The sequence below is a fragment of the Aquimarina sp. KJ22-3 genome, from assembly GCF_055808215.1.
This window is the reverse complement of sequence record NZ_CM147859.1, coordinates 2,268,223-2,288,506: the sequence shown is the minus strand read 5'-3', so window position 1 is coordinate 2,288,506 and position 20,284 is coordinate 2,268,223. Positions and strand designations below refer to the sequence as shown.

18 protein-coding genes are annotated in these 20,284 nt (G+C 35.7%); 8 read left to right on the top strand and 10 right to left on the bottom strand.

Annotated elements, in window-relative coordinates:
* Positions 1 to 13 precede the first annotated feature (13 nt).
* The 4 genes from AC0L3Q_RS10440 to AC0L3Q_RS10425 form a co-directional block, all read right to left on the bottom strand.
* Positions 14 to 1,306, bottom strand: coding sequence for a hypothetical protein (locus AC0L3Q_RS10440; RefSeq protein ID WP_473286508.1), 1,293 nt, complete (start codon positions 1,304 to 1,306; stop codon positions 14 to 16).
* Between the two features lie 10 nt (positions 1,307 to 1,316).
* On the bottom strand, positions 1,317 to 2,459 hold the full coding sequence (locus AC0L3Q_RS10435; RefSeq protein WP_473286507.1) for a hypothetical protein: 1,143 nt from the start codon (positions 2,457 to 2,459) through the stop codon (positions 1,317 to 1,319).
* Positions 2,460 to 2,469: 10 nt separating this feature from the next.
* Positions 2,470 to 3,021, bottom strand: a complete 552-nt coding sequence (locus tag AC0L3Q_RS10430; protein WP_473286506.1) for a hypothetical protein — start codon at positions 3,019 to 3,021, stop codon at positions 2,470 to 2,472.
* 213 nt (positions 3,022 to 3,234) lie between these two features.
* Positions 3,235 to 3,396, bottom strand: coding sequence for a hypothetical protein (locus AC0L3Q_RS10425; RefSeq protein WP_473286505.1), 162 nt, complete (start codon positions 3,394 to 3,396; stop codon positions 3,235 to 3,237).
* An 837-nt stretch (positions 3,397 to 4,233) separates the two neighbouring features.
* Between AC0L3Q_RS10425 and AC0L3Q_RS10420 the strand changes: the two genes are divergently transcribed.
* A complete protein-coding gene (locus tag AC0L3Q_RS10420; protein ID WP_473286504.1) occupies positions 4,234 to 5,010 on the top strand; it encodes a hypothetical protein in 777 nt (258 codons plus the stop codon).
* A gap of 413 nt (positions 5,011 to 5,423) precedes the next feature.
* Here the strand turns inward: AC0L3Q_RS10420 and AC0L3Q_RS10415 are convergent, their stop codons facing one another.
* From AC0L3Q_RS10415 to AC0L3Q_RS10405, 3 genes are read right to left on the bottom strand one after another with little or no spacing between them, the layout of a single operon-like run.
* The gene (locus AC0L3Q_RS10415; protein WP_473286929.1) at positions 5,424 to 5,786 is read right to left on the bottom strand and encodes a methylglyoxal synthase; all 363 of its coding nucleotides are present in this window, start codon (positions 5,784 to 5,786) and stop codon (positions 5,424 to 5,426) included.
* 27 nt (positions 5,787 to 5,813) lie between these two features.
* On the bottom strand, positions 5,814 to 6,800 hold the full coding sequence (gene pfkA, locus AC0L3Q_RS10410) for a 6-phosphofructokinase (protein ID WP_473286503.1): 987 nt from the start codon (positions 6,798 to 6,800) through the stop codon (positions 5,814 to 5,816).
* A gap of 52 nt (positions 6,801 to 6,852) precedes the next feature.
* Positions 6,853 to 11,241 (bottom strand): translocation/assembly module TamB domain-containing protein, encoded by a 4,389-nt coding sequence (locus AC0L3Q_RS10405; protein ID WP_473286502.1) that lies wholly within the window; start codon positions 11,239 to 11,241, stop codon positions 6,853 to 6,855.
* A 126-nt stretch (positions 11,242 to 11,367) separates the two neighbouring features.
* Between AC0L3Q_RS10405 and tsaD the strand changes: the two genes are divergently transcribed.
* From tsaD to AC0L3Q_RS10390, 3 genes are read left to right on the top strand one after another with little or no spacing between them, the layout of a single operon-like run.
* Entirely contained in the window at positions 11,368 to 12,390 is a 1,023-nt protein-coding gene (tsaD, locus tag AC0L3Q_RS10400) for a tRNA (adenosine(37)-N6)-threonylcarbamoyltransferase complex transferase subunit TsaD (protein WP_473286501.1), read from the top strand.
* On the top strand, positions 12,390 to 13,094 hold the full coding sequence (locus tag AC0L3Q_RS10395; RefSeq protein WP_473286500.1) for a 16S rRNA (uracil(1498)-N(3))-methyltransferase: 705 nt from the start codon (positions 12,390 to 12,392) through the stop codon (positions 13,092 to 13,094). Before tsaD ends, AC0L3Q_RS10395 begins: the two co-directional genes overlap by 1 nt.
* A 52-nt stretch (positions 13,095 to 13,146) precedes the next feature.
* A complete protein-coding gene (locus tag AC0L3Q_RS10390; protein ID WP_473286499.1) occupies positions 13,147 to 14,289 on the top strand; it encodes an esterase-like activity of phytase family protein in 1,143 nt (380 codons plus the stop codon).
* Between the two features lie 2 nt (positions 14,290 to 14,291).
* Here the strand turns inward: AC0L3Q_RS10390 and AC0L3Q_RS10385 are convergent, their stop codons facing one another.
* Positions 14,292 to 15,008: a DUF1223 domain-containing protein gene (locus AC0L3Q_RS10385; protein ID WP_473286498.1), complete on the bottom strand. Its 717-nt coding sequence runs from the start codon at positions 15,006 to 15,008 to the stop codon at positions 14,292 to 14,294.
* A 43-nt stretch (positions 15,009 to 15,051) separates the two neighbouring features.
* On the opposite strand from AC0L3Q_RS10385, the gene AC0L3Q_RS10380 reads away from it, so the two are divergent.
* The 4 genes from AC0L3Q_RS10380 to AC0L3Q_RS10365 are packed head-to-tail and all read left to right on the top strand — an operon-like array spanning position 15,052 to position 18,590.
* Entirely contained in the window at positions 15,052 to 15,696 is a 645-nt protein-coding gene (locus AC0L3Q_RS10380; protein WP_473286497.1) for a DUF4159 domain-containing protein, read from the top strand.
* A complete protein-coding gene (locus AC0L3Q_RS10375; protein WP_473286496.1) occupies positions 15,697 to 16,227 on the top strand; it encodes a TrmH family RNA methyltransferase in 531 nt (176 codons plus the stop codon).
* A gap of 49 nt (positions 16,228 to 16,276) precedes the next feature.
* Entirely contained in the window at positions 16,277 to 17,365 is a 1,089-nt protein-coding gene (locus AC0L3Q_RS10370) for an AI-2E family transporter (protein ID WP_473286495.1), read from the top strand.
* Positions 17,366 to 17,402: 37 nt separating this feature from the next.
* The gene (locus AC0L3Q_RS10365) at positions 17,403 to 18,590 is read left to right on the top strand and encodes a THUMP-like domain-containing protein (protein WP_473286494.1); all 1,188 of its coding nucleotides are present in this window, start codon (positions 17,403 to 17,405) and stop codon (positions 18,588 to 18,590) included.
* Here the strand turns inward: AC0L3Q_RS10365 and AC0L3Q_RS10360 are convergent, their stop codons facing one another.
* Positions 18,591 to 19,067: a hypothetical protein gene (locus tag AC0L3Q_RS10360; protein ID WP_473286493.1), complete on the bottom strand. Its 477-nt coding sequence runs from the start codon at positions 19,065 to 19,067 to the stop codon at positions 18,591 to 18,593.
* 103 nt (positions 19,068 to 19,170) lie between these two features.
* Positions 19,171 to 20,181 (bottom strand): hypothetical protein, encoded by a 1,011-nt coding sequence (locus AC0L3Q_RS10355; RefSeq protein WP_473286492.1) that lies wholly within the window; start codon positions 20,179 to 20,181, stop codon positions 19,171 to 19,173.
* Between the last annotated feature and the right edge of the window lie 103 nt (positions 20,182 to 20,284).

Genomic DNA, 20,284 nt, shown 5'->3' with positions numbered 1-20,284 from the left:
TAAATTTGTGCTTTTATTCTTTGGTTAAGAAAGCTTCCAACTTGGCTAGTCTGTCTTCCAATTCCTGATTCTTTTTGTTTTGTTCTTGCAGTTGTTTTTCCTGGGCAATGGTATACAGAGTCAATTCTTCAATCTTTTCCAAGAGTTTCTTATTCATCTCTCCCAATTCAACACCATTCTCGGCAACTTCTTGAGCTGATGGAATGTTTTGCAGGTGTCCTTTTTCTTTGATATGTGCTTCCACCTGAGCTAATGTTGGTAATTGATACGTGTTTTCGAATACATAATCCGGCCAACCAACAAGATCTACTTTTACTTCTTTGGCATGGATATTACCATTAACTGAAAGTTTGGAGTCTGGTGTAGTGGTTCCTATACCTAGATTCCCATTATTGGTTAAACGCATGAACTCAGTGAGTAGATGCTGCCCATCAGAATCGTTATTGTTTCTATCCCTAAACAACCACCTAAATCCATAATTTGATCCTTCGAGTACTCCTTTTGATGTAAATTTGTTCCTCCCGTAATAGAGATCTTTTCCTTCATCATTATTTCTATACGCATTGAAACCGATGTATCCAGACCATTTATTAGCATTTCCTCCCCAATTCGTTTCATTAGTCCAATCCATACTCAATACTCCTTGTCTTCCAACACTAGTTCTACCTTCAACGAATAACTTAGAAAATGGGTTGGTACTACCAATCCCAACATTACCAACAGAATTAATCACAACATCACTATCATGATTATTAACTCTAAACGTCATCTGATTTGACGCATGATTGTATTGCATTCCTCCTACATAATCATCATCCTGGTCTGCAAATCCAAAATATCCGTATTTATTGTTTGGTGTTAAAATTGATATCATCCCTGCATCATCATTCTCTACAGTTAGATCTGAAAATCCGTGGGGAGTACCTCCTGTCGATCCATTGGAAACATGTAATTTTGAGCCAGGGGTTCGAGTTCCTATACCTACGTTGCCAGTTGCTCTAACAACACTTATACTATTCACATCGTTATTTACATCTGTACTATTCACATCATTAACACCAATATTCAAAACATTTGATGTGCCATCATAATTGATAAATGCACCTTGTAAATTTGCTTCTGTAAAACGTAAATATCTAGAAGTGTTATACCCAAAAACTTTAATATTTCCTTCATTTATTTCTAACTTTTCTGAAGGTGTAGTGGTCCCTATCCCAACGTTTCCAGTATTTTCTATTTTATTTTCTTGGGCTTGTATCCCAATATTTATTGATAGTAGTACGATAGATACAACTAGTTTTTTCATAATTCCTCTTTTATTGGTTTATCAATTTTGCTACAATTTCTTTTAAATCTTCTATTTCCTTTTGCTGTTGGATAGTATACAAAGTAAGCTCCTCTATCTTCTCCAACAACTTTTTATTCATCTCCCCTAATTCAATACCATTCTCGGCAACCTCTTGAGCTGATGGAATGTTTTGCAGGTGCCCTTTTTCTTTGATATGAGTTTCTACCTGATCTAGTGTCGGCAATTGGTAGGTATTTTCGAATACATAATCCGGCCAACCAACAAGGTCTATTTTTACTTCTTTGGCATGGATTTTACCGTTTACAGCTAGTTTGGAGTCAGGTGTAGTGGTTCCTATACCTACATTACCATTTGCTTTTATTCTCAAATATTCAGTTTCATTAGCATAAAATGCTAATCCCGATAAATTTGCCCAGGTACTCTCTTGTACAGAAGCAATACCTCCCCATTTCCAGGTTTCATTGTTATGAGAATGCTTAAGTTTTATTCCCACACCATAATTAGATACTGTTTCATTATTCCTTAAATTATTAGCTATAACCGGCCAAACAATTGCATCTGCATTCGCAGCCACATGAAATTTTTCTTGCGGAGCATTCACACCGACACCTACATTCCCTGCTGCATTAATGACCATATCACTATCATGATTATTTACTCTAAATGTCATCTGATTTGAAGCATGATTGTATTGCATTCCTCCTACATAGTCATCATCCTGATCTGAAAATCCAAAATATCCATATTTATTACTTGGCGTTAGTATAGAAATCATTCCGGAATCATCATCTTCAACCGTTAAGTCCGAAAATCCGTGAGGCAATGCCCCAGTAGTTCCATTTGATACATGTAATTTTGAGCTAGGTGAATTTGTACCAATACCAATATTTCCTCCATTCATAATGCGAAGTAAATTTTTATCTCCTACCCCTTGAAACATAAAACCATTTTCGGCACCAACTCCGTCTCCGCCAATCCTAATTCGTGCAATATTGTTTTGCCAGGATAGTATACTTACTGCCGAAGTGTTTTGAGGATTCTGCACAATCACGTTCCCCGAAGTAGTATTGTCTCCAGATGGATTCCACTGTTGCGCTATAACCACACTACCAGAAAGTAGTAGTACACCAAATACAATTATTTTTTTCATGTTTGTCTAGTTATTGTTGTAGTAGTTTTTCTAGTTTGTTTTCAAGATTTTTAATCCGTAGTTCTTGATCATTAAGTTCCTTTTCCTGAGCAATTGTATATAAAGTGAGCTCCTCAATTTTTTCCAATAGCTTTTTATTCATTTCACCCAATTCAATACCATTCTCGGCAACTTCTTGAGCTGATGGAACGTTTTGTAAGTGTCCTTTTTCTTTAATATGAGTTTCCACCTGATCTAGCGTTGGTAATTGGTACGTGTTTTCGAATACATAATCTGGCCAGCCTACCAAATCTATTTTTACTTCTTTGGCATGGATATTACCGTTTACCGCAAGTTTTGCATCAGGTGAAGTCGTTCCAATTCCTACATTTCCATTCCCTTTCACTATCATTAATGAATTTGCAGAATTGTTTGTTCGAAACTCTATGTTTTCGGTAATATTTCGAGTTTCCAGAAAAAGATTGGTTCCATAACTCCTTAATTTATTTCCGTTGGAGTCATAATCAAAATGCAAAAAGTTATTTGTATTGCCCAAACTATGAAACTGAACTCTACCTCTCACATCGAATTCGATTCCTGGATTTGAAGTACCTATCCCTACATTCCCATTAGTATTTACTTTAAAAAAAGTAGATCCAAAATCGTTTTTACCAAATTCAAAACCCTTAGCATCACTAATACGAAAACCATAGGTAGTTGCCTCCGTATTTGAACCTCCATGTTTGATAGCTAAAAAATCTCCTACACCAGATAACCATCCGGATTGTAGTATGGGTCAGTTATAACCTTTTTCTGTAAGTCTGAATACAAAATCTGTATCGATATCCATTATTCTTCCCGAAGACGGATTAAGTGTTACCTGTGCCGATGCAACTGAGCAACATAAAAACCCTAAGCATGCTATTAGTATTGATTTACCAACAATCTTTTTCTTCATCTGTATATTGTTTTATAAAAATTTATGCTTGTTTTCCTTTACTATCTATTAACTACTATTTATGTAACGGTTACTAACTTTGTTACCCTGTTTTTCGAGTTTTTTTAGTTTTCCTACAAAAAAATAAAAATCCCTGGTCAAAGTTTGATCGCATAAAGGTGTTGAACCACAACTACTTTCCTTCTATTTTGGGGTGTTCAAGAAGAAGCAGCAAATATAAAAAAGCTAAAGATGTTAAATCGAGAATATTGAAAACTGTTAATAATTTACTAATGAAGCCAAGCACATCCAAATGATACCCTGCTGAATATCAAACTCTTCAGATTAATCGTTTTATTTGGAGTGTAGATAACTTTATCGTATGATGGATTACTCCTACTTAAAAAGGAAGTTTTTAAACAAAAAGAAAAATCAAAGGGCTTACAGTCTATCATATCCGAGTTATTGAGTTTATCATTGCATAGACAAATATAGCTGTAATACTAAAACGCAAATTATTAAACGATTTTAACAGACCAAATCAGTTTGTTGGTTCCATAAAAACTGTACTTTTCGAAGTTACCCACTTCCCGGCTACAATTTACATTCTGTATTAAAAAATACCGCTTGTAGTTACACCATAGCTGTACAAAATAATTATAAAGATTCTTCTCAAAAGTAGCCCGTCTATTACATGCAAACGACCATTTATTACTTTACACTAGACAAAATCAGTATTTGATGATACTTTAGTGTTATCAAACGATGTATCCTATCACGAACAAATCAAAAAGGATATTTATTTCGTAACTCTTAAATACCAGTAAAACAAATTGTTAAATTTTAAATATTAAGCGTATGTCATCAATACAATTAACACCGCGAGAAGTAATTAATCCACAAATTAGAAACATTAACCAATGCCTAGACAGAATTCGTCCAGATTTACGAGCGAGACAAATTGCTGTCAATTTACAAAGAGATTTAATTGAAATTTACGACCATTTTAATGGCACACCACCTCCAGGGTTAGGTGGAGCAGCTCAACGGCCTGAAATCCGACTTGATAGAGTTTTGAATAGAGCTGCACAAGATTTAAATGATATCAATGTATTTCCTTCGCCGATCAATTTACTTAACGCAAGACGAGCCATAACACAGGCGCAGGGATTTAGGCAGAATCCACCAAATGTGCAAGATGCAGTGCATGCTATCGATACCATACAACAATTCTTAAATCAAATGCGAGCCATACAATTTCCGAATAGGGAGATTACTAATCTTCAGGCGGATGCCAATCGTCTCACTTTAGGACAGGCCCAAGCCCAGGCCTTACATCAAGAAAATCAAAGATTACAAGGAATAGAAGCAGGGCTCACTCCTAGAATACAAGCATTTGATCGCCAGGCTCAAGAGATACTAGCGCCACCGCTACCTCCAAGAGTTGTTGCTCAACCTAACCAGGGCGCAGCAGGTCAAGCAAATAATACGAATGTACCTGATCCTAATGCATTACAAGCATTAGCAGCAGCTCCGGCAAACATGCAACGTAATGTAGCGCAGCCACCTCCTCCGCCGCCTCGTGTGCGAAGACAGAATAATAGAAGAAACGGTAATCAAAACCATAGACTGTAGGTAAAAGTGTTTTTGTATAATATTAATACTTGTATATCCCTTAGATCAATGATTGTCTAAGGGATTTTCTTTGTTATTTTGAAATACGAAAGCATAAAGCTTTATTGGTCTTATAAAATTTACTATATAAAATGACATACCTATGGCGATGCATGAAAAATATGCTCTGGTTTGGAAGATTTATCTTTTTGAGTCTCTCCTCCTATTTTCAAAGTCTCTTAAGACTTTTAAATACATTTACGCCACATGTATAAATTATGTCACCTCTAATTTTTTAAGATTTTTTCAAAAAGTATATTTTGGAATGAAAATGAAATAAAACCATTGGTGACTGTGCATAATTTAACTTTACCCAAACATAAACAAATTGAACCAGAAAAGATAATATAGAAAAAGTCTTCTTAAAGAAAAACTTACAATCCTTTGAGTAATAACTCCGCAGTAGCAGGATTTGTAGCTAGTGGTACATTATACCCATCACACAGTCGCATCAACATAAAAATATCGGGTTCATGTGGATGTTTTGCTAATGGGTCCCTGAAGAAAATCACCATATCTACTTTTTTCTCTGCGACATCGGAAGCAATTTGCGCATCCCCTCCTAATGGTCCCGAAAGATAAGGAGACACCTCAAAACCAGCTCTTTTGGCTTTTTCGCCAGTGGTGCCGGTAGATACTAGTTTAATATTTTTGTCACTCAATATGCTTTGATGTTCGTTAAGAAACTGCACCATTTCTGCCTTTTTGCCATCGTGGGCTATAATTGCAATTGTCATCATAGGATATAGAATAAAAACAGAAAACTAGGTAGACAGAATATCCGAAATGCGCAGTAATTCCTTATTGATTTCATGTTCGCTGGAGAGTCCTTCGTCAAAACTGGTAGCAGTTACCTTATTATTAATAAGTCCTACCATTACATTTTTTTCACCATCCAATAGCAATTCTACTGCCTTTACACATAGTCGACTCGCCAAAGTACGGTCAAAACAACTTGGTGATCCTCCTCTTTGCATATGACCCAACACTGTAACTCGAACATCATAATCCGTTAAATTCTCGGTTACATAATCGGCGAGTTCATATACGTTTTTTCCGATCTTATCTCCTTCACTTACTACAACAATACTCGAGGATTTTCCAGAACGTTTACTTCTTTTCAAAGATTCCAACAATCGATCCAAACCTAGATCTTCCTCAGGAATTAAGATTTCTTCGGCTCCTGCTCCTACACCACTGTTTAAAGCAATAAAACCAGCATCACGCCCCATTACCTCAATAAAAAACAATCGATCGTGCGAACTGGCAGTATCCCGAATCTTATCAATAGCATCGATCACGGTATTTAAAGCTGTATCATACCCAATCGTATAATTTGTTCCTGAAATATCATTATCGATAGTCCCTGGTACTCCGATAACAGGAATATCATATTCTTCACTAAAAATCTGTCCTCCTCTGAAGGTTCCATCACCACCAATCAGCACCATAGCATCTATCCCAAGTTTCTTAAGGTGATCCATTGCTTTTTTTCTTCCTTCTTTGGTTCGAAATTCTTCAGACCTGGCCGACTTTAAGATGGTTCCTCCCTGGCTTATGATATTACGCACACTACGAGCGTTCATTTCGCAATAATCGCCCTCGATCATTCCTTGATACCCTCTATAAAACCCAATACATTTTACATTGTAATACGCACAAGCTCGTGCTACTGCACGGATCGCTGCATTCATTCCAGGAGCGTCCCCTCCAGAGGTCATCACCCCAATCGTTCTGATCTCTTTTGCCATTTAGTTTTGTTGTTTAGTTGGTTTTGTTTGTAATAAAAGTCGGAAAAATAATTTACTTATTTTTTTCAGTAAAGTTAATAAAATCCGGAGCTTCTATTTTGGTAGTATCCACTGGCTTTGCAATCGAGTCTTTTTGTTTCTTTTTTCCTTTGAATACCTTCTGCCATAGCTCTCCAAAATTATCAAAATCTACAGAATAGGACAATCCTAAACCTTGTTCATATCCTTGGTTTTGCGCCCCAATAAACTGTATATCATTTTGACGATTAAATACTTTTCCTCTTAACGACCCGTCTTCATTAAACAAATATTCGATTTCTACATCCCCTACCACGGTAGACTGATCCGTCCCTCCTATGGGAACCCCTACTCGACCATTAATCAAGATTTTATTATTGATTTGTGTCGAAAGGGTAAGACCAAATTGATCTGCATTTTCCTGATCCAAAGTTCGTACTCCTTGCACATAATTCACCCCCACCTGAAACTTATCTTCATCGTCAGACAAGAGATTATTAAACAAACTTGACGCCCTTTCTGCCACCAATCCTCCTGTTATCGTGTTCGGGTTAAGGGTTTCGTCACTATAAAACTGTCCTTGTGACACCAGAGATAACGCTTGTAGTTCTCTATTGGATTGATCGCTCAACTTATAATCTAATTCACTTTTTACCACAGAACTCAAATTCGGGAATTCGATATTAAAATTAAGATTAGGTTGTATCAACTCTCCTTGCAAATCCACTACCACTTCGACCGGGATTTTTCGATTTATCGAAGCATTTTCTAATAAAATAGCTGGATTGGCTTCAGTTTTATAGACTGCACTAAGATCCAACAATGCTCTGGTTGGACTACCATCCCAAACAATGGTTCCTCCATCCCGAACACTAAACAATTTTTCTACAAAAGCACCATATCTAAAATTATAGGTTCCTTCATACGCTACAAAATCCCCCCACATATTGAACTTACCGTTGGTATTGATCTCGATAAGTAAAGTACCCGCTCCTCTTCCTTTCAAAGAACTTCCATTTTCTTTATTGATCACAATTTCTACCTCAGCATTATTATTCACATCCAGATCAAAATTAAGTTCTAACCCTTTTACATCGTCCAATATAATTTCTTTTCCTTCTAGTCGTGCACGTTTTTCTTCGGGACTCAAAAAATGTATAAAAGAATTGTCTCCAATAGATTCACTCTCGTTTAATGGGATTTTGAAGACCGTACCTTCTTCGGTAGTAGCGTTCACATCGATTACCAAACGATCTGTGGGTCCTTGTATTTGAGCATCTCCACTGATAAAACCAGTTCCGTAATACAAAGACTCTTCGTCTTCTTCGGTATCCAACACTAATAATCGATCAGGTGCAAGCAAGTTCAATCCTATTTCCCATTTAGAGAATTGTCGATGCCCTATATATCCACTCAATACACCTTGGGTATAATACTTGGTATCAATGATATCAATATCATCAAAATTAAACCGTTGCTTCTCTAAAACAACTCTGGAATTCTCGGCAAAATCCAAATCAACATTCAAGTATGGCACTGTAAGCCCTGCTTGATTTAATTGGAGCGCTCCATCTATCGAAGGGTTTTTAAAACTTCCTGAGATCTTGGCATCTCCCGAAACATACCCTCTTATATTGGATACTACAATCCCTCCCAAAGCACTAAACTCTGCTATATTAAAACGATCCAGATCTACATCCACATCCATCTTTGATCCCTTTTCTGAAACATTAATGGTTCCCAAAGCAGATAGACTTTGGTGATTCCCATTATCGGTTAATTGTGTATTCAAACTATACTCTGTTAAATCATTATTTCCGGCAACATCGATACGTAAATGCCCCAAAAGCGTTTCGTTAATTGCAAGGTCGTCAATTGTTATAGTCGAATTGGGATAATACGATCCATTTTCTTGTAAAATGGCTAAACTTCCGTCAACTCTTCCCTCAAAACTGAGACTATCAATCCTTGGGGTTATTTTATGTAAATCTACATTCCTAAAAGATGCTTTTATGTCTTTATAATATTTCCCCTCCGCAGTACCATCTACCTTTATTTCTTCATCTTTATAATTAAAAACCAAGGATTGAATATCAAAATTTTGAAAGTCATTATCAAATATGATTTTATTATCATTTTTGCTTCTATCCTGATTTACATACCAGGTATGCCCTTTGTAGGTGAGATCAGATTTTCTGAACCCAATCACCGAGTTATTTTCCTGGTTGATGGTATGATAAAACTCCAGGTTGAAGTTATCTGCATTATTTTTGCCTCCCTTAAATTCGGAGTGCATGAATAGCGTATCCTTGAGGGTTACATTAATCAAACTAAACTCTGATAATCCATAGTTTCTGGAGGCTATACTATCGACCGCGACATAAGTATTGAATAATGGGTTCTTATTATCGATTTGGATGTCCACCTCTTCCATCAAATTACCAAATGCTCGGATAGCAGGGGATTTAAAAGTGAGTTTAAACTCGGATTCATTACTTTCTACTCGGCCTTTTATCACTGTATTAGGTGCGAACTGAATTTCTGGATAAAAAACATCCACAATCTTATTGTAGATATTGAAATCAAACTCCATAAACTCATCATCTGTAATCTCTGTAGCTTCAAAATTAGTATACAGACTTCCTAAAGAGTTTCTAAATAAATCATACACATTTTCAAACCTAAAAATTCCTTTTACACTCCCTTGAATTATATCTGGGCTATTGATGGTGATGGTACGTACATTTTGATCATCGAAACTTGAAGTAATGTCAAAATCTTCAAAGTAATAATTTGCGTCCTGATTAGCATACAAGGTTTTCGCAAACGAAATGGTACCAAAGGCATCATTGATATTGGTTCCTTTCATTTTCATGAATACATCTCCATTAAACACAGACACCTCATCTCGAGTAAAGATGTTCAGTTTATTCAAATCCACATGATCCACTTGAGCTACAAAATCATAATTATTGATTTCTTGAGATAAATCAGCAACCCCGTTAAAAGCAAATCTGATATTAGGATCTCTGGAATCTAGTTCCCCATCAAAAACACGGTCTTTTAGGTTTCCTATAGCTTTAAGCCTGGTATAGGTATAATTATTAATTTCAAGTTTATTGATATCCCCTTCTATCTTGGTATCCAAACTTTCCAGGGTAAAACCGCTACCATCAACATGAATATCAAATCCTGCATTCCCCACTGTTTTTAATCCTAACAATTGCCCAACATTGAAGTTACTCGAAATTACATTTCCATTATAGGTAGATGTCCGGATATCATCCAGATTTTCTAGTAAAACAAATGCATTTATTTTGCCGAGTTGAGATATCAAATCCATATCCATATCTACCGCTTTGGTAGTCACCGAAGCATTACCTATGGCTTTTACACTACCAAATTGATACAATTGTTTAGGAAGCGCTTCTCCCAAAACTTTAGGCATAAGATTGATAAGGTCGTAGTAATTGGTGGTAATATCATCAAAATCTCCCTCGAGCTCAAACTTTGTAGCGTCTGAAACCGCATTCTTAATTCTAATATTTCCTTTTACTATAGATCTGTCTAATCCGGTAATATTAGCATTAACGACTTTGAAATCGTTCAATACTCCACGCACCGAGGTGTTTTTTAATCTAAACTGTTGATTTCTTCCAAATCCACCATAAAAAGGAATTAGATCATTTGTGGATACACTGGCTTTATCAAAATCAGCTTTGATATTTACCTCATCTTCAAAATTACTGAGTCCACCAACCTTGTACGAAAACAATATTTCTCCTTGAATCTTAGAATCCGGAGTTTCTATGACCAACTCCTGAAAATTCATCTCTTCCGGTTTGATAGAAAAACATGTTTGTAACTTTGAAATATTAAGCCCTCTTTGATCTTTTAATCCCAGTGCATTGATATTCAAATATACATCAGGCCCGTCGACCATTAAATTTTCAGCATCCAGAGAAATATCTCGATAATCAATCACTTCTGGATTATTTAGATTCTCATCGGTGAAACTAAACCTTCCATTAGTAATAGTTATGGCTTGCGTAGTCAATAAAAATCGTTTACCAGAAGAAGGGTTATCACTTTCGAATTTGCGGATTAAAGTCATGAGGTTATCCGACTTTTCATCCTTATACATTTTCATTTTGAAAACAAGATCTTCTATGGATACATCTCCTATCTCTGGTTGGCCATTAGAAATATCATTAATATTCCCTACTGAAGTTTTAATTTCGCCGGCATACATCAATGTGTCATTATGATGATCCTTTACCAATACTTCTTTAAGACTCACTTTACCGGCATAGGTCAACCCTAATCTACCAATAGTAATATCTACGTTATTTTTTTCTTTAAGATTATTGGTGATTTTATCTCCAAAATAAGTTTGAACAGCAGGAACAGAAAATACAATCACTAAAAATGCAAATAGCGACAAAAGGGTAAGAAATACCCTAAGTAATATTTTCCGAAATTTTTTGATATGCTTTATTGTTTTAACTTTGCTGACAATATTAACAATTTCTATGCCCTTTTCCTCATAATGAATCCACAAAAAATATACATCCTGGGTATTGAGTCCTCATGCGATGATACCTCTGCTGCTATATTATGCAACGGAAAAGTTTTATCAAATGTTGTAGCCTCTCAAAAAATACACGAACAATACGGTGGCGTTGTGCCTGAATTGGCTTCTAGAGCACATCAACAAAATATCGTTCCCGTGATTGATCAGGCCATAAAACAAGCAGGAATTACCAAAGAAGATTTGAATGCCATTGCCTTTACCAGAGGCCCTGGACTAATGGGATCTTTGCTGGTAGGTACTTCTTTTGCCAAATCCCTGGCTCTGGCTCTGGATATCCCTTTGATTGATGTAAATCATATGCAAGCACACATCCTTGCTCATTTTATTGAAGAAGAAGGATATCAACAACCGGATTTTCCATTCCTGGCGATGACCATCAGTGGTGGACATACGCAAATTGTTCAAGTCAATGATCATTTTGATATGGATGTCATCGGAGAAACCATCGATGATGCCGTGGGAGAAGCTTTTGACAAAAGCGCAAAACTACTAGGCTTGCCTTATCCTGGTGGTCCCTTGGTTGATAAATATGCACAACAGGGAAATCCAAAAGCGTTTCAGTTTCCTAAACCCAAAGTGAGTGATTTGAACTTTAGTTTTAGCGGGCTCAAAACTGCAGTGCTTTACTTTATTCAGAAAAAGGTAAAGGAAAATCCAAACTTTATAGAAGAGAACTTGTACGACATCTGTGCTTCCTTGCAGTATACCATTATTGGAATCCTGGTGGATAAACTCAAGAAAGCTTCAAAACAAACAGGAATTAAAAGAATAGCTATCGGAGGTGGTGTATCAGCAAATTCTGGAATCAGAAATGCCATGAAAGAAGGTGAAGGTAAATTTGGTTGGGAAACGTTTATCCCAAAATTTGAATATACCACAGATAATGCAGCAATGATAGGGATTGTTGGATATTTGAAATACCTGAAAGGAGAATTTACAGATATGAGTGTAGTTGCCAAAGCCAGAATAAAAATCTAATGCAACTTTTCTATAACCATACTTTAGAAACCGCAAGTACAGAGATCCGTTTTACCAGGGAGGAGAGCAAGCATATAGCCAAAGTACTGCGTAAAAAAGAAGGAGATGTATTGCATATCACCAATGGTAAGGGAGAACTGTTTATTGCAGAAATTACGTTCTCTAACCCTTCGCAATGCATTGCAAAAATAAATTCAAGAGAAACACAAACAAAGCATCCTTATCGTTTGCATATGGCTGTTGCTCCAACCAAAATGAACGATCGATATGAATGGTTTTTGGAAAAAGCAACTGAAATTGGGATCGATGAAATCACACCCATTATTTGTGATCATAGTGAGCGAAAAGTGATAAAACCTGAGCGTTTTGAACGTATTTTGCAAAGTGCAATGAAGCAATCCTTACAATATCATTTGCCAAAATTACATCCGGCAGTTTCGTTTTCAGAGTTCGTGCAACAGCAATCTCAAGGACAATTGTTGATCGCACATTGCGAAGAGGGTCAAAAAGAACTACTAAAAAACATTGTAGAGCCCAAAACCAATACCACAATTTTGATCGGGCCCGAAGGGGACTTTTCAAATAAGGAAATTGAAATAGCACTAAAGGCAGGTTATACTCCAATCACCTTGGGTACAACTCGATTGCGAACCGAAACAGCAGCCATTTCTGCCGTGCATAGTATTGCATTCATTAATGCATAACTACTGGCATCTCGTTTTGAATCGATATCTTTATATTTTAAATCACATCGTTATGAAAAATGAGGGGCTATTTTTACTGGTACTATTCACTTTTTTATGCAGTTGTTCGTCCAACAACAATGATACAAATCCAGATGCTCCAGATACGGATACCAATACTATCAGTGGTTTGGAATTTATCGACGAATTTGTGATCCCAAGTCAAGATATTGAAGGTGCTCCTTTTGGTGGCTTATCTGGTATCGATTATCACAACAACAAATGGTACTTGCTAAGTGATGCTTCTACTCCGCCTATTCGATTTTACGAAGCTGTTATCACCTATTCGCAACAAGGATTTACTAATGTGGGGATATCTAAAATGACTGAAATCAAGAATGCAGATGGAATTTCCTTCGAAACAGGAATGGTAGATCCCGAAGCAATACGATTTGATACTACTACAAATACTATTTTATATACAAGTGAAGGTTCTATAGTCAATGGAATTGATCCTGCTCTCATAGAAATTACAACAACGGGAGAACAAGTCAAAAGCTTTGCACTGCCAGATAACTTTAGTGCAAACACCACGGATAACACTACTGGTCCAAGACATAATGGTGCTTTGGAAGGATTATCCATTAGTCATGATCAACAAGGGTATTGGATCGCTTTCGAATTGCCTTTGGTAGAAGACGGTCCCGAACCCGGTCTTACAGATACAGACTCTCCAGTTAGAATCACCTATGTCAATAAAACTACCGGTATGGCCGAAAGGCAATTTGCATACGAATTGGATCCTGTGGCACGACCACCGGCATTGGGTACCGATTTTACGGTAAACGGATTGGTAGAAATCCTGGAATATGATACTGATCTTTTTCTGGTACTCGAACGCTCTTTTTCTTCGGGATATCTGGATGGAGGAAATTCTGTTAAAATCTATAAAGTAGATGCTAGTGGAGCTTCTAATACATTGGATATTGCTTCGCTTTCTGGAGCGAATATTGTGAAAGCAGAAAAAACATTACTTTTTGATTTTGAGACCATCCGAAGTCAACTAACCAACACCATGGTCGACAATTTGGAAGGAATTACCTTTGGCTCTACTTTTGAAGACGGAAGTAGAGCCATATTAGTAGTATCTGATAATAATTTTAGTTCTTTTTTCCCGCAATTAAATCAACTTATTCTCTTTAAAGTTATCCCTTAACACTAAATTTCTATTCGTACAGCTCCTGTAGTTCGTAATCCACTATCCTGGGTATAAGCGATAACTGCTAATTGATCCGTATCTCCTACCCAATCTGGTATTGCGATAGATACTTCCCCAGTTTCTTCATTTTTTACCACTCTATTGGCAACAATATTGGTGTTTTTAAGGGTTCTATTCCTATTTTCTCCTCTGGAAACTTTAGTGATTCTTTCTGCCACTACCAACGCTAATGTTACTGTAGAAAATTCATCTCCTTTGGTTGTATATGAAAAACTCACCGTATTTCCCTTTTGGTTCACATCACTAATACTAATATTATTTGTTGTTGGTGCTTTAGCATATCTACGCAAGGCATCATCCGCTTTGTACTGATTTGATCCGGTAAAATGTTCGCTTCCGTTTACTACCAATTGAGGTGTGTAAATCGATCTACTTCTGAATTTAACCGCATAATCTCTTTGGTAGTCGCTATAGGCTTCGGTACTAAAAGGATCTCTCCAACCTAAACGGTTCCAATAGTCTACGTGATAGGATAACACATATACGTTATCATTTTCATACTTCTCCCTAATATCATCCAACAAGGCATCTGCTGGAGGACAGCTACTGCATCCTTGAGAGGTAAACAATTCTAAAACAATGGCAGAATTCTGATCTTGGGCATATACAAACGAAAACGCAACGAGCGTTAATAAAATTAAAAGGTGCTTCTTCATTTTATAATTTTAGTATTTTTAGACTTTATTTTAGACGAGATTTATGGGAAAGCTTACGGTTTTACTCCTTATTTTATTGACATCCTTTACGACCTATAGCCAGGAAATTGCTGTTTTGCAATACAAAGGAGGTGGTGACTGGTATAGTAATCCCACTGCGTTACCTAACCTCATCAGGTTTTGCAATCAAAATATTAATACTACCATTGCAGGGAAACCCAAAACGGTAAAACCAGAGAGCGTAGATATTTTTCAGTATCCCTATTTACATATGACTGGGCATGGTAATGTATTTTTCACACCAGAAGATGCTGAAAATCTAAGAAACTATCTATTGAGTGGTGGTTTTTTGCACATTGATGATAACTATGGCATGGAACCCTACGTTCGTAAGGAATTGGTAAAAATATTTCCTGATAAAGAATTGGTAGAACTCCCTGTTTCCCATCCTGTATTCTCTTCAAAATATAACTTCCCGCAAGGGCTACCCAAAATCCATGAACACGATGGGAAACGTCCACAAGCTCTTGGTATTATAGATAATAACAGATTGGTATTGCTATTTACTTTTGAAAGTGACCTGGGAGATGGTTGGGAGAATCCAGAAGTGCATAATGATCCCGAAGAGGTTCGTTTGAAAGCACTCAAAATGGGAGCGAATATTATTAAATACGCATTCGAAAATTAAATGGCCCATCAATTACATCACGATACCACTAAATTTGAACAAAAAAAATTTCCGGTAGTTCTTATTTGTGATCAGGTAAATTCTCCTGCCAATATTGGAAGTCTTTTTCGTATTGCGGACAGTTTTGGTATTTCTCAAATCTACTTTTGCGGTGAAGACATTACTGTAGTAAGTAAACGTATGTTGCGAACAGCCAGGTCAACGCATCATCATGTTGCGCATCAACATAAAGAAGAAGTTACAGAGGTCATTACAAGCCTAAAAGACGATGGGTATTCGATTGTTGCCCTCGAGATTACTGAAGATAGTATTGCTTGTTCGGACTATGATATAAATTCTGATCAAAAGATTGCACTGATCATTGGAGAAGAAAATTATGGTGTTTCTGAAGCAGCCCTCAAATTATCAGATCAAACCGTACATATCAATATGTATGGCAATAACAGTAGTATGAATGTTGCCGTAGCTACAGGAATTGCACTCTATGAGATTACAAATCAACTCCTCCCTAGTGCTAGATTGGATAGATAATCTTATTTTTAAACCAAACGAACTTAGAATTTTGATCCTTTTTTAAATTATGAACTCAAAAACAATTTCATACGGTATACTTAGAGCGGTTGGCGCCATTGTAGGAGTCTTAGGGTTGTTATGGTTTTTATTCCAAATTAGATCGGTACTTATCTATATTGCTTTTGCTGCTGTAATTTCTTTAATGGGTAGGCCTTTGGTTTCATTTTTAAAAAGAAAACTGAAATTTAACAACACCCTTGCTGTAGTGTTTACATTGTTTATTACCATTTTGGTATTTTTCGGGATCTCGATGTTATTCGTTCCTATCATTACAGAACAAGGACAGCTTATTGGCGAAATCGACATCAACAAAATTGGTGATGATCTGGATCAGCTCAATCAGGAGATCAGTGATTATTTTAATGTAGAAAAACTAAGCTTTATTGAGTTATTTAAGCAAACAGATTTGATGCAGTTTTTTGATCTTAAAGCGGTTCCTAATTTGATCAATTCCTTCTTAAGCGGATTTGGTGCTGTTTTGATTGGTTTGTTTTCTGTATTGTTTATTTCCTTTTTTCTACTAAAAGACAGTCAGTTATTAGAAAATAGCCTATTGGTTTTTGCAAAAAAAGAAGATGAGAATAAATTTATGAGAGCCTTTACAAAAATCAAAGATCTCTTATCCAGATATTTTGTAGGCTTGTTACTGCAAGTATGCATTTTATTTATACTGTACACCATATTGCTTTTGATTTTTGGAGTAAACAATGCTATCGCAGTAGCTTTAATAGCCGCAATTCTAAACCTTATCCCTTATATAGGACCTTTATTTGGTGGAGTGCTTGTTTTGTTTCTGGCTACTACCAGTAACCTTGGATACGATTTCCCAACAGTGATCTTACCAAAATTGACTTATATTCTAATAGGATATCTTATCATTCAGCTCATCGATAATTTCTTAAACCAACCTCTTATATTTGGTACAAGTGTAAAATCACATCCACTAGAGATATTTTTAGCCATTCTTATTTTTGGACTGCTATTTGGTATCGGAGGACTAATTGTTGCTGTTCCTTTCTATACAGCGATCAAAGTAATTGCAAAAGAGTTTTTGTCTGAGTATAAAATCGTTAAAACGCTGACCAAAGACCTCTAAATCTTATAGAAGCAAATATCATATCAAAACGATATTATTGAATACTCATATTTTACATACAGACATACAGGAATATATTATCCAAAATTCTGACCAGCCTATAGATGTAAGCAAACTGATTTTGGCAGGGAGTCCGTTTTCAAACGTCACTGTACAAGAATTAGCACAACAAATTATTGGGCGTTTTAAGGCAAAACAGAAATTACCAACTTGGTTTTCTTGTCCCAATATCTACTACCCTCCTGGTTTGAATCTAGAGCAAACTTCTTCTGAAATAACTGCTAGTTATAAAAGTCAGCAAATACAAGGACATACCTTAATTGATCTTACTGGTGGTTTTGGTATTGATGATTATTTCTTTGCCAAAGTATTCAAAGAGGTTATTCATTGCGAAATGAATAAAGAACTGAGCACTATCGCCTCTCATAACTTTGGAATGTTGAATACCAAAAATGTGAAATCATTATGTGGAGATGGTATACAAATATTGAACGATTATGATTCGATAGATTACATTTACATCGATCCTTCGAGAAGACATGAAAGTAAAGGAAAAGTATTTTTTCTAGAGGATTGTGTACCCAATGTTCCCGAACATCTTAATTTTTTGCTTTCCAAAAGCACTAATATCCTCATCAAAACATCTCCCTTGCTGGATATCAGCTCTGGAATTAAATCTTTAAAAAACATCAAAGAAATTCATGTGGTTGCGGTGGAAAATGAAGTAAAGGAGTTGCTTTGGTTCATCGAGAAAGGCTATGAAAAAGAGTTAAAAATTAAGACCATTAATTTACAGAAAAAAGGCAATCAAGAATTCGATTTTATATTTTCTGAAGAAAACCAGCTACCTCTTAACTTATCTGAACCAAAAAAATATTTGTACGAACCTAATGCCGCTATCATGAAAAGTGGTGGTTTTACAAGTGTTTCAAATCATCTTTCTATACCTAAGTTGCATCGTAACTCTCATGTATATACCTCTCATGAACTTATTACATTTCCGGGAAGACGATTCGAAATCATTGCTTCTTTTCCTTATCAAAAAAAGATCTTAGCCAAAGCTAACATCAATAAGGCAAATATTACTACCAGGAACTTTCAGGAAAGCGTATCTACTCTTCGTAAAAAGTTCAAAATCAAAGATGGTGGGCAAGACTTTCTATTCTTCACAACGGATTGTAATGATCAAAAAATTGTCTTGCAGTGTAAAAAGGTAGATTTATAATCAGGGATTAGTAAACACTTCTGAATGCGAGATGTACCCTTCTATGTATTCTTTTAGGTCCTTTCCTGTAATTTTATCAACATTTGCTGAGATAAAATCTCGATCTTCCTCTATATTTTTGTTATACCCTAAGATTTTTGGTGTATTGGATTGGATACTTAATCGTATCATTCGTAGTTCAATATTATCCGGCTCTTTTTGGATCGCTTTATCTATCAGCTTCTTTCCCTTATTAAAATAAAACATCTTAGAAAAAGGGTTCCACCCAAAAGAAGCTTGAAGTGCTAAAGCAGCCCCATGATACCCCTCATAAATAGCTTCTCCGTTCTCGGCAGCCTTTTTGGTCATTTCATAAAACTTTTCAGCATTTTCTTTTGACTGATTACAAACCTTGTATGCATCTCGAATGCTATTTAAACTAACAGCATCACCTGTATTAAAAAAGAGTAAAAAAACGAGGGATATTACTTTTACCATGTTTTAAAATTGAAAGTTTTCTCTTAGAAACGATTGGTTTTATAAGATATTACAAATATGAAAAAAGGAAGCAAAAAGCTTCCTTTTCTAGAATTTTAAATCATTATTTGATGAGTTTTGCAATACTCTTAAGATCAGAATCTTTTATGTTATAGGATCCATCTTCCTTTAAATAAATGATTTCTCCTGTGGTACTATGAATTACCGATACCATTTTCTTTTGATTAAATTGAGTATGCATCAAGTAATAGAAATCGTCACCGTTAAGGATTTTTTTATTCAAATCCTCGTTATCAATCACTTCATACTTATGTCCATATTTACCAAAAATATCTTCTTCTGTTCTTGTTTTACCCCAAGTAGCAGCTAATGCATTGTATTTTTTCAGAATCCATTTTGGAGCGTACAAGGTTTGATCCTTTAATTTTTTTAGTTCCTCTTTTTTCTCAATTCCATCTTCGATTACTAAGTTTTCTGAGTTAGAAAGCCTTCTATTAAGTTCTTGAAAATAGTTTTTGATATACCCCATATCAAAATTGTAAAACCCAGGTTCTTCTCCGTATTTTTCATTGATCTTATCCAAACTTCCTATTCTCATTTTTGAGCTAAAGTCCTGCCTATATCTGATATTTGGAGTAAAAAAGAGCTCCGCTACGTTCAAATAATCATACTTCAATTTTCCTTTTTTGTTCTTTTTGACATTCTCAAAATTAGACGCCATCATAAACTTAAAGACGATATATTCTGCAACGGTTCTCGTCCCTGGTCCCATAACTCCTCCTGTCTTTTGTTTTTGATATCCATTATCTACCAAGCGAATAATTGAATTACTTGGTGATATATATTTTTCTGAATTGTCATCATACGTTTTTTCGTCAATAAACGTGATTTCATTAAATGTCCAAACAGTCGAAATCATTGTTTTAAATTCTTCTGCGTCTAATGATGATGGTACTACAAAAACGGTATTGGTTTTTTTGATGTTTTCAAACACATCTTTTTTGTGTTTTGAAACATAAAGATTGATAGGAGACTTACTTTTCCCTACATTGACTTGCCCATACGAATGGCTAGTAATAACTATCAATAAAAGTAAAATGGTGTATTTTTTCATCGGTCTAGTTGTTATTTAATATTTGTACTTTACTCATGAGTGTCACAGCAGTACAAAACATTACCACTAGCTTTAGAACTTTTTTCTGAAAATAAAAATATAC

What these genes read in the sequence shown, in the direction of transcription:
- AC0L3Q_RS10440 (WP_473286508.1), bottom strand. Translation starts at nt 1,306, where the DNA reads ATGAAAAAACTAGTTGTATCTATCGTACTACTATCAATAAATATTGGG.
- AC0L3Q_RS10435 (WP_473286507.1), bottom strand. Translation starts at nt 2,459, where the DNA reads ATGAAAAAAATAATTGTATTTGGTGTACTACTACTTTCTGGTAGTGTG.
- AC0L3Q_RS10425 (WP_473286505.1), bottom strand. Translation starts at nt 3,396, where the DNA reads ATGAAGAAAAAGATTGTTGGTAAATCAATACTAATAGCATGCTTAGGG.
- AC0L3Q_RS10420 (WP_473286504.1), top strand. Translation starts at nt 4,234, where the DNA reads ATGTCATCAATACAATTAACACCGCGAGAAGTAATTAATCCACAAATT.
- AC0L3Q_RS10415 (WP_473286929.1), bottom strand. Translation starts at nt 5,786, where the DNA reads ATGACAATTGCAATTATAGCCCACGATGGCAAAAAGGCAGAAATGGTG.
- pfkA (WP_473286503.1), bottom strand. Translation starts at nt 6,800, where the DNA reads ATGGCAAAAGAGATCAGAACGATTGGGGTGATGACCTCTGGAGGGGAC.
- tsaD (WP_473286501.1), top strand. Translation starts at nt 11,368, where the DNA reads ATGAATCCACAAAAAATATACATCCTGGGTATTGAGTCCTCATGCGAT.
- AC0L3Q_RS10395 (WP_473286500.1), top strand. Translation starts at nt 12,390, where the DNA reads ATGCAACTTTTCTATAACCATACTTTAGAAACCGCAAGTACAGAGATC.
- AC0L3Q_RS10390 (WP_473286499.1), top strand. Translation starts at nt 13,147, where the DNA reads ATGAAAAATGAGGGGCTATTTTTACTGGTACTATTCACTTTTTTATGC.
- AC0L3Q_RS10385 (WP_473286498.1), bottom strand. Translation starts at nt 15,008, where the DNA reads ATGAAGAAGCACCTTTTAATTTTATTAACGCTCGTTGCGTTTTCGTTT.
- AC0L3Q_RS10380 (WP_473286497.1), top strand. Translation starts at nt 15,052, where the DNA reads ATGGGAAAGCTTACGGTTTTACTCCTTATTTTATTGACATCCTTTACG.
- AC0L3Q_RS10375 (WP_473286496.1), top strand. Translation starts at nt 15,697, where the DNA reads ATGGCCCATCAATTACATCACGATACCACTAAATTTGAACAAAAAAAA.
- AC0L3Q_RS10370 (WP_473286495.1), top strand. Translation starts at nt 16,277, where the DNA reads ATGAACTCAAAAACAATTTCATACGGTATACTTAGAGCGGTTGGCGCC.
- AC0L3Q_RS10360 (WP_473286493.1), bottom strand. Translation starts at nt 19,067, where the DNA reads ATGGTAAAAGTAATATCCCTCGTTTTTTTACTCTTTTTTAATACAGGT.
- AC0L3Q_RS10355 (WP_473286492.1), bottom strand. Translation starts at nt 20,181, where the DNA reads ATGAAAAAATACACCATTTTACTTTTATTGATAGTTATTACTAGCCAT.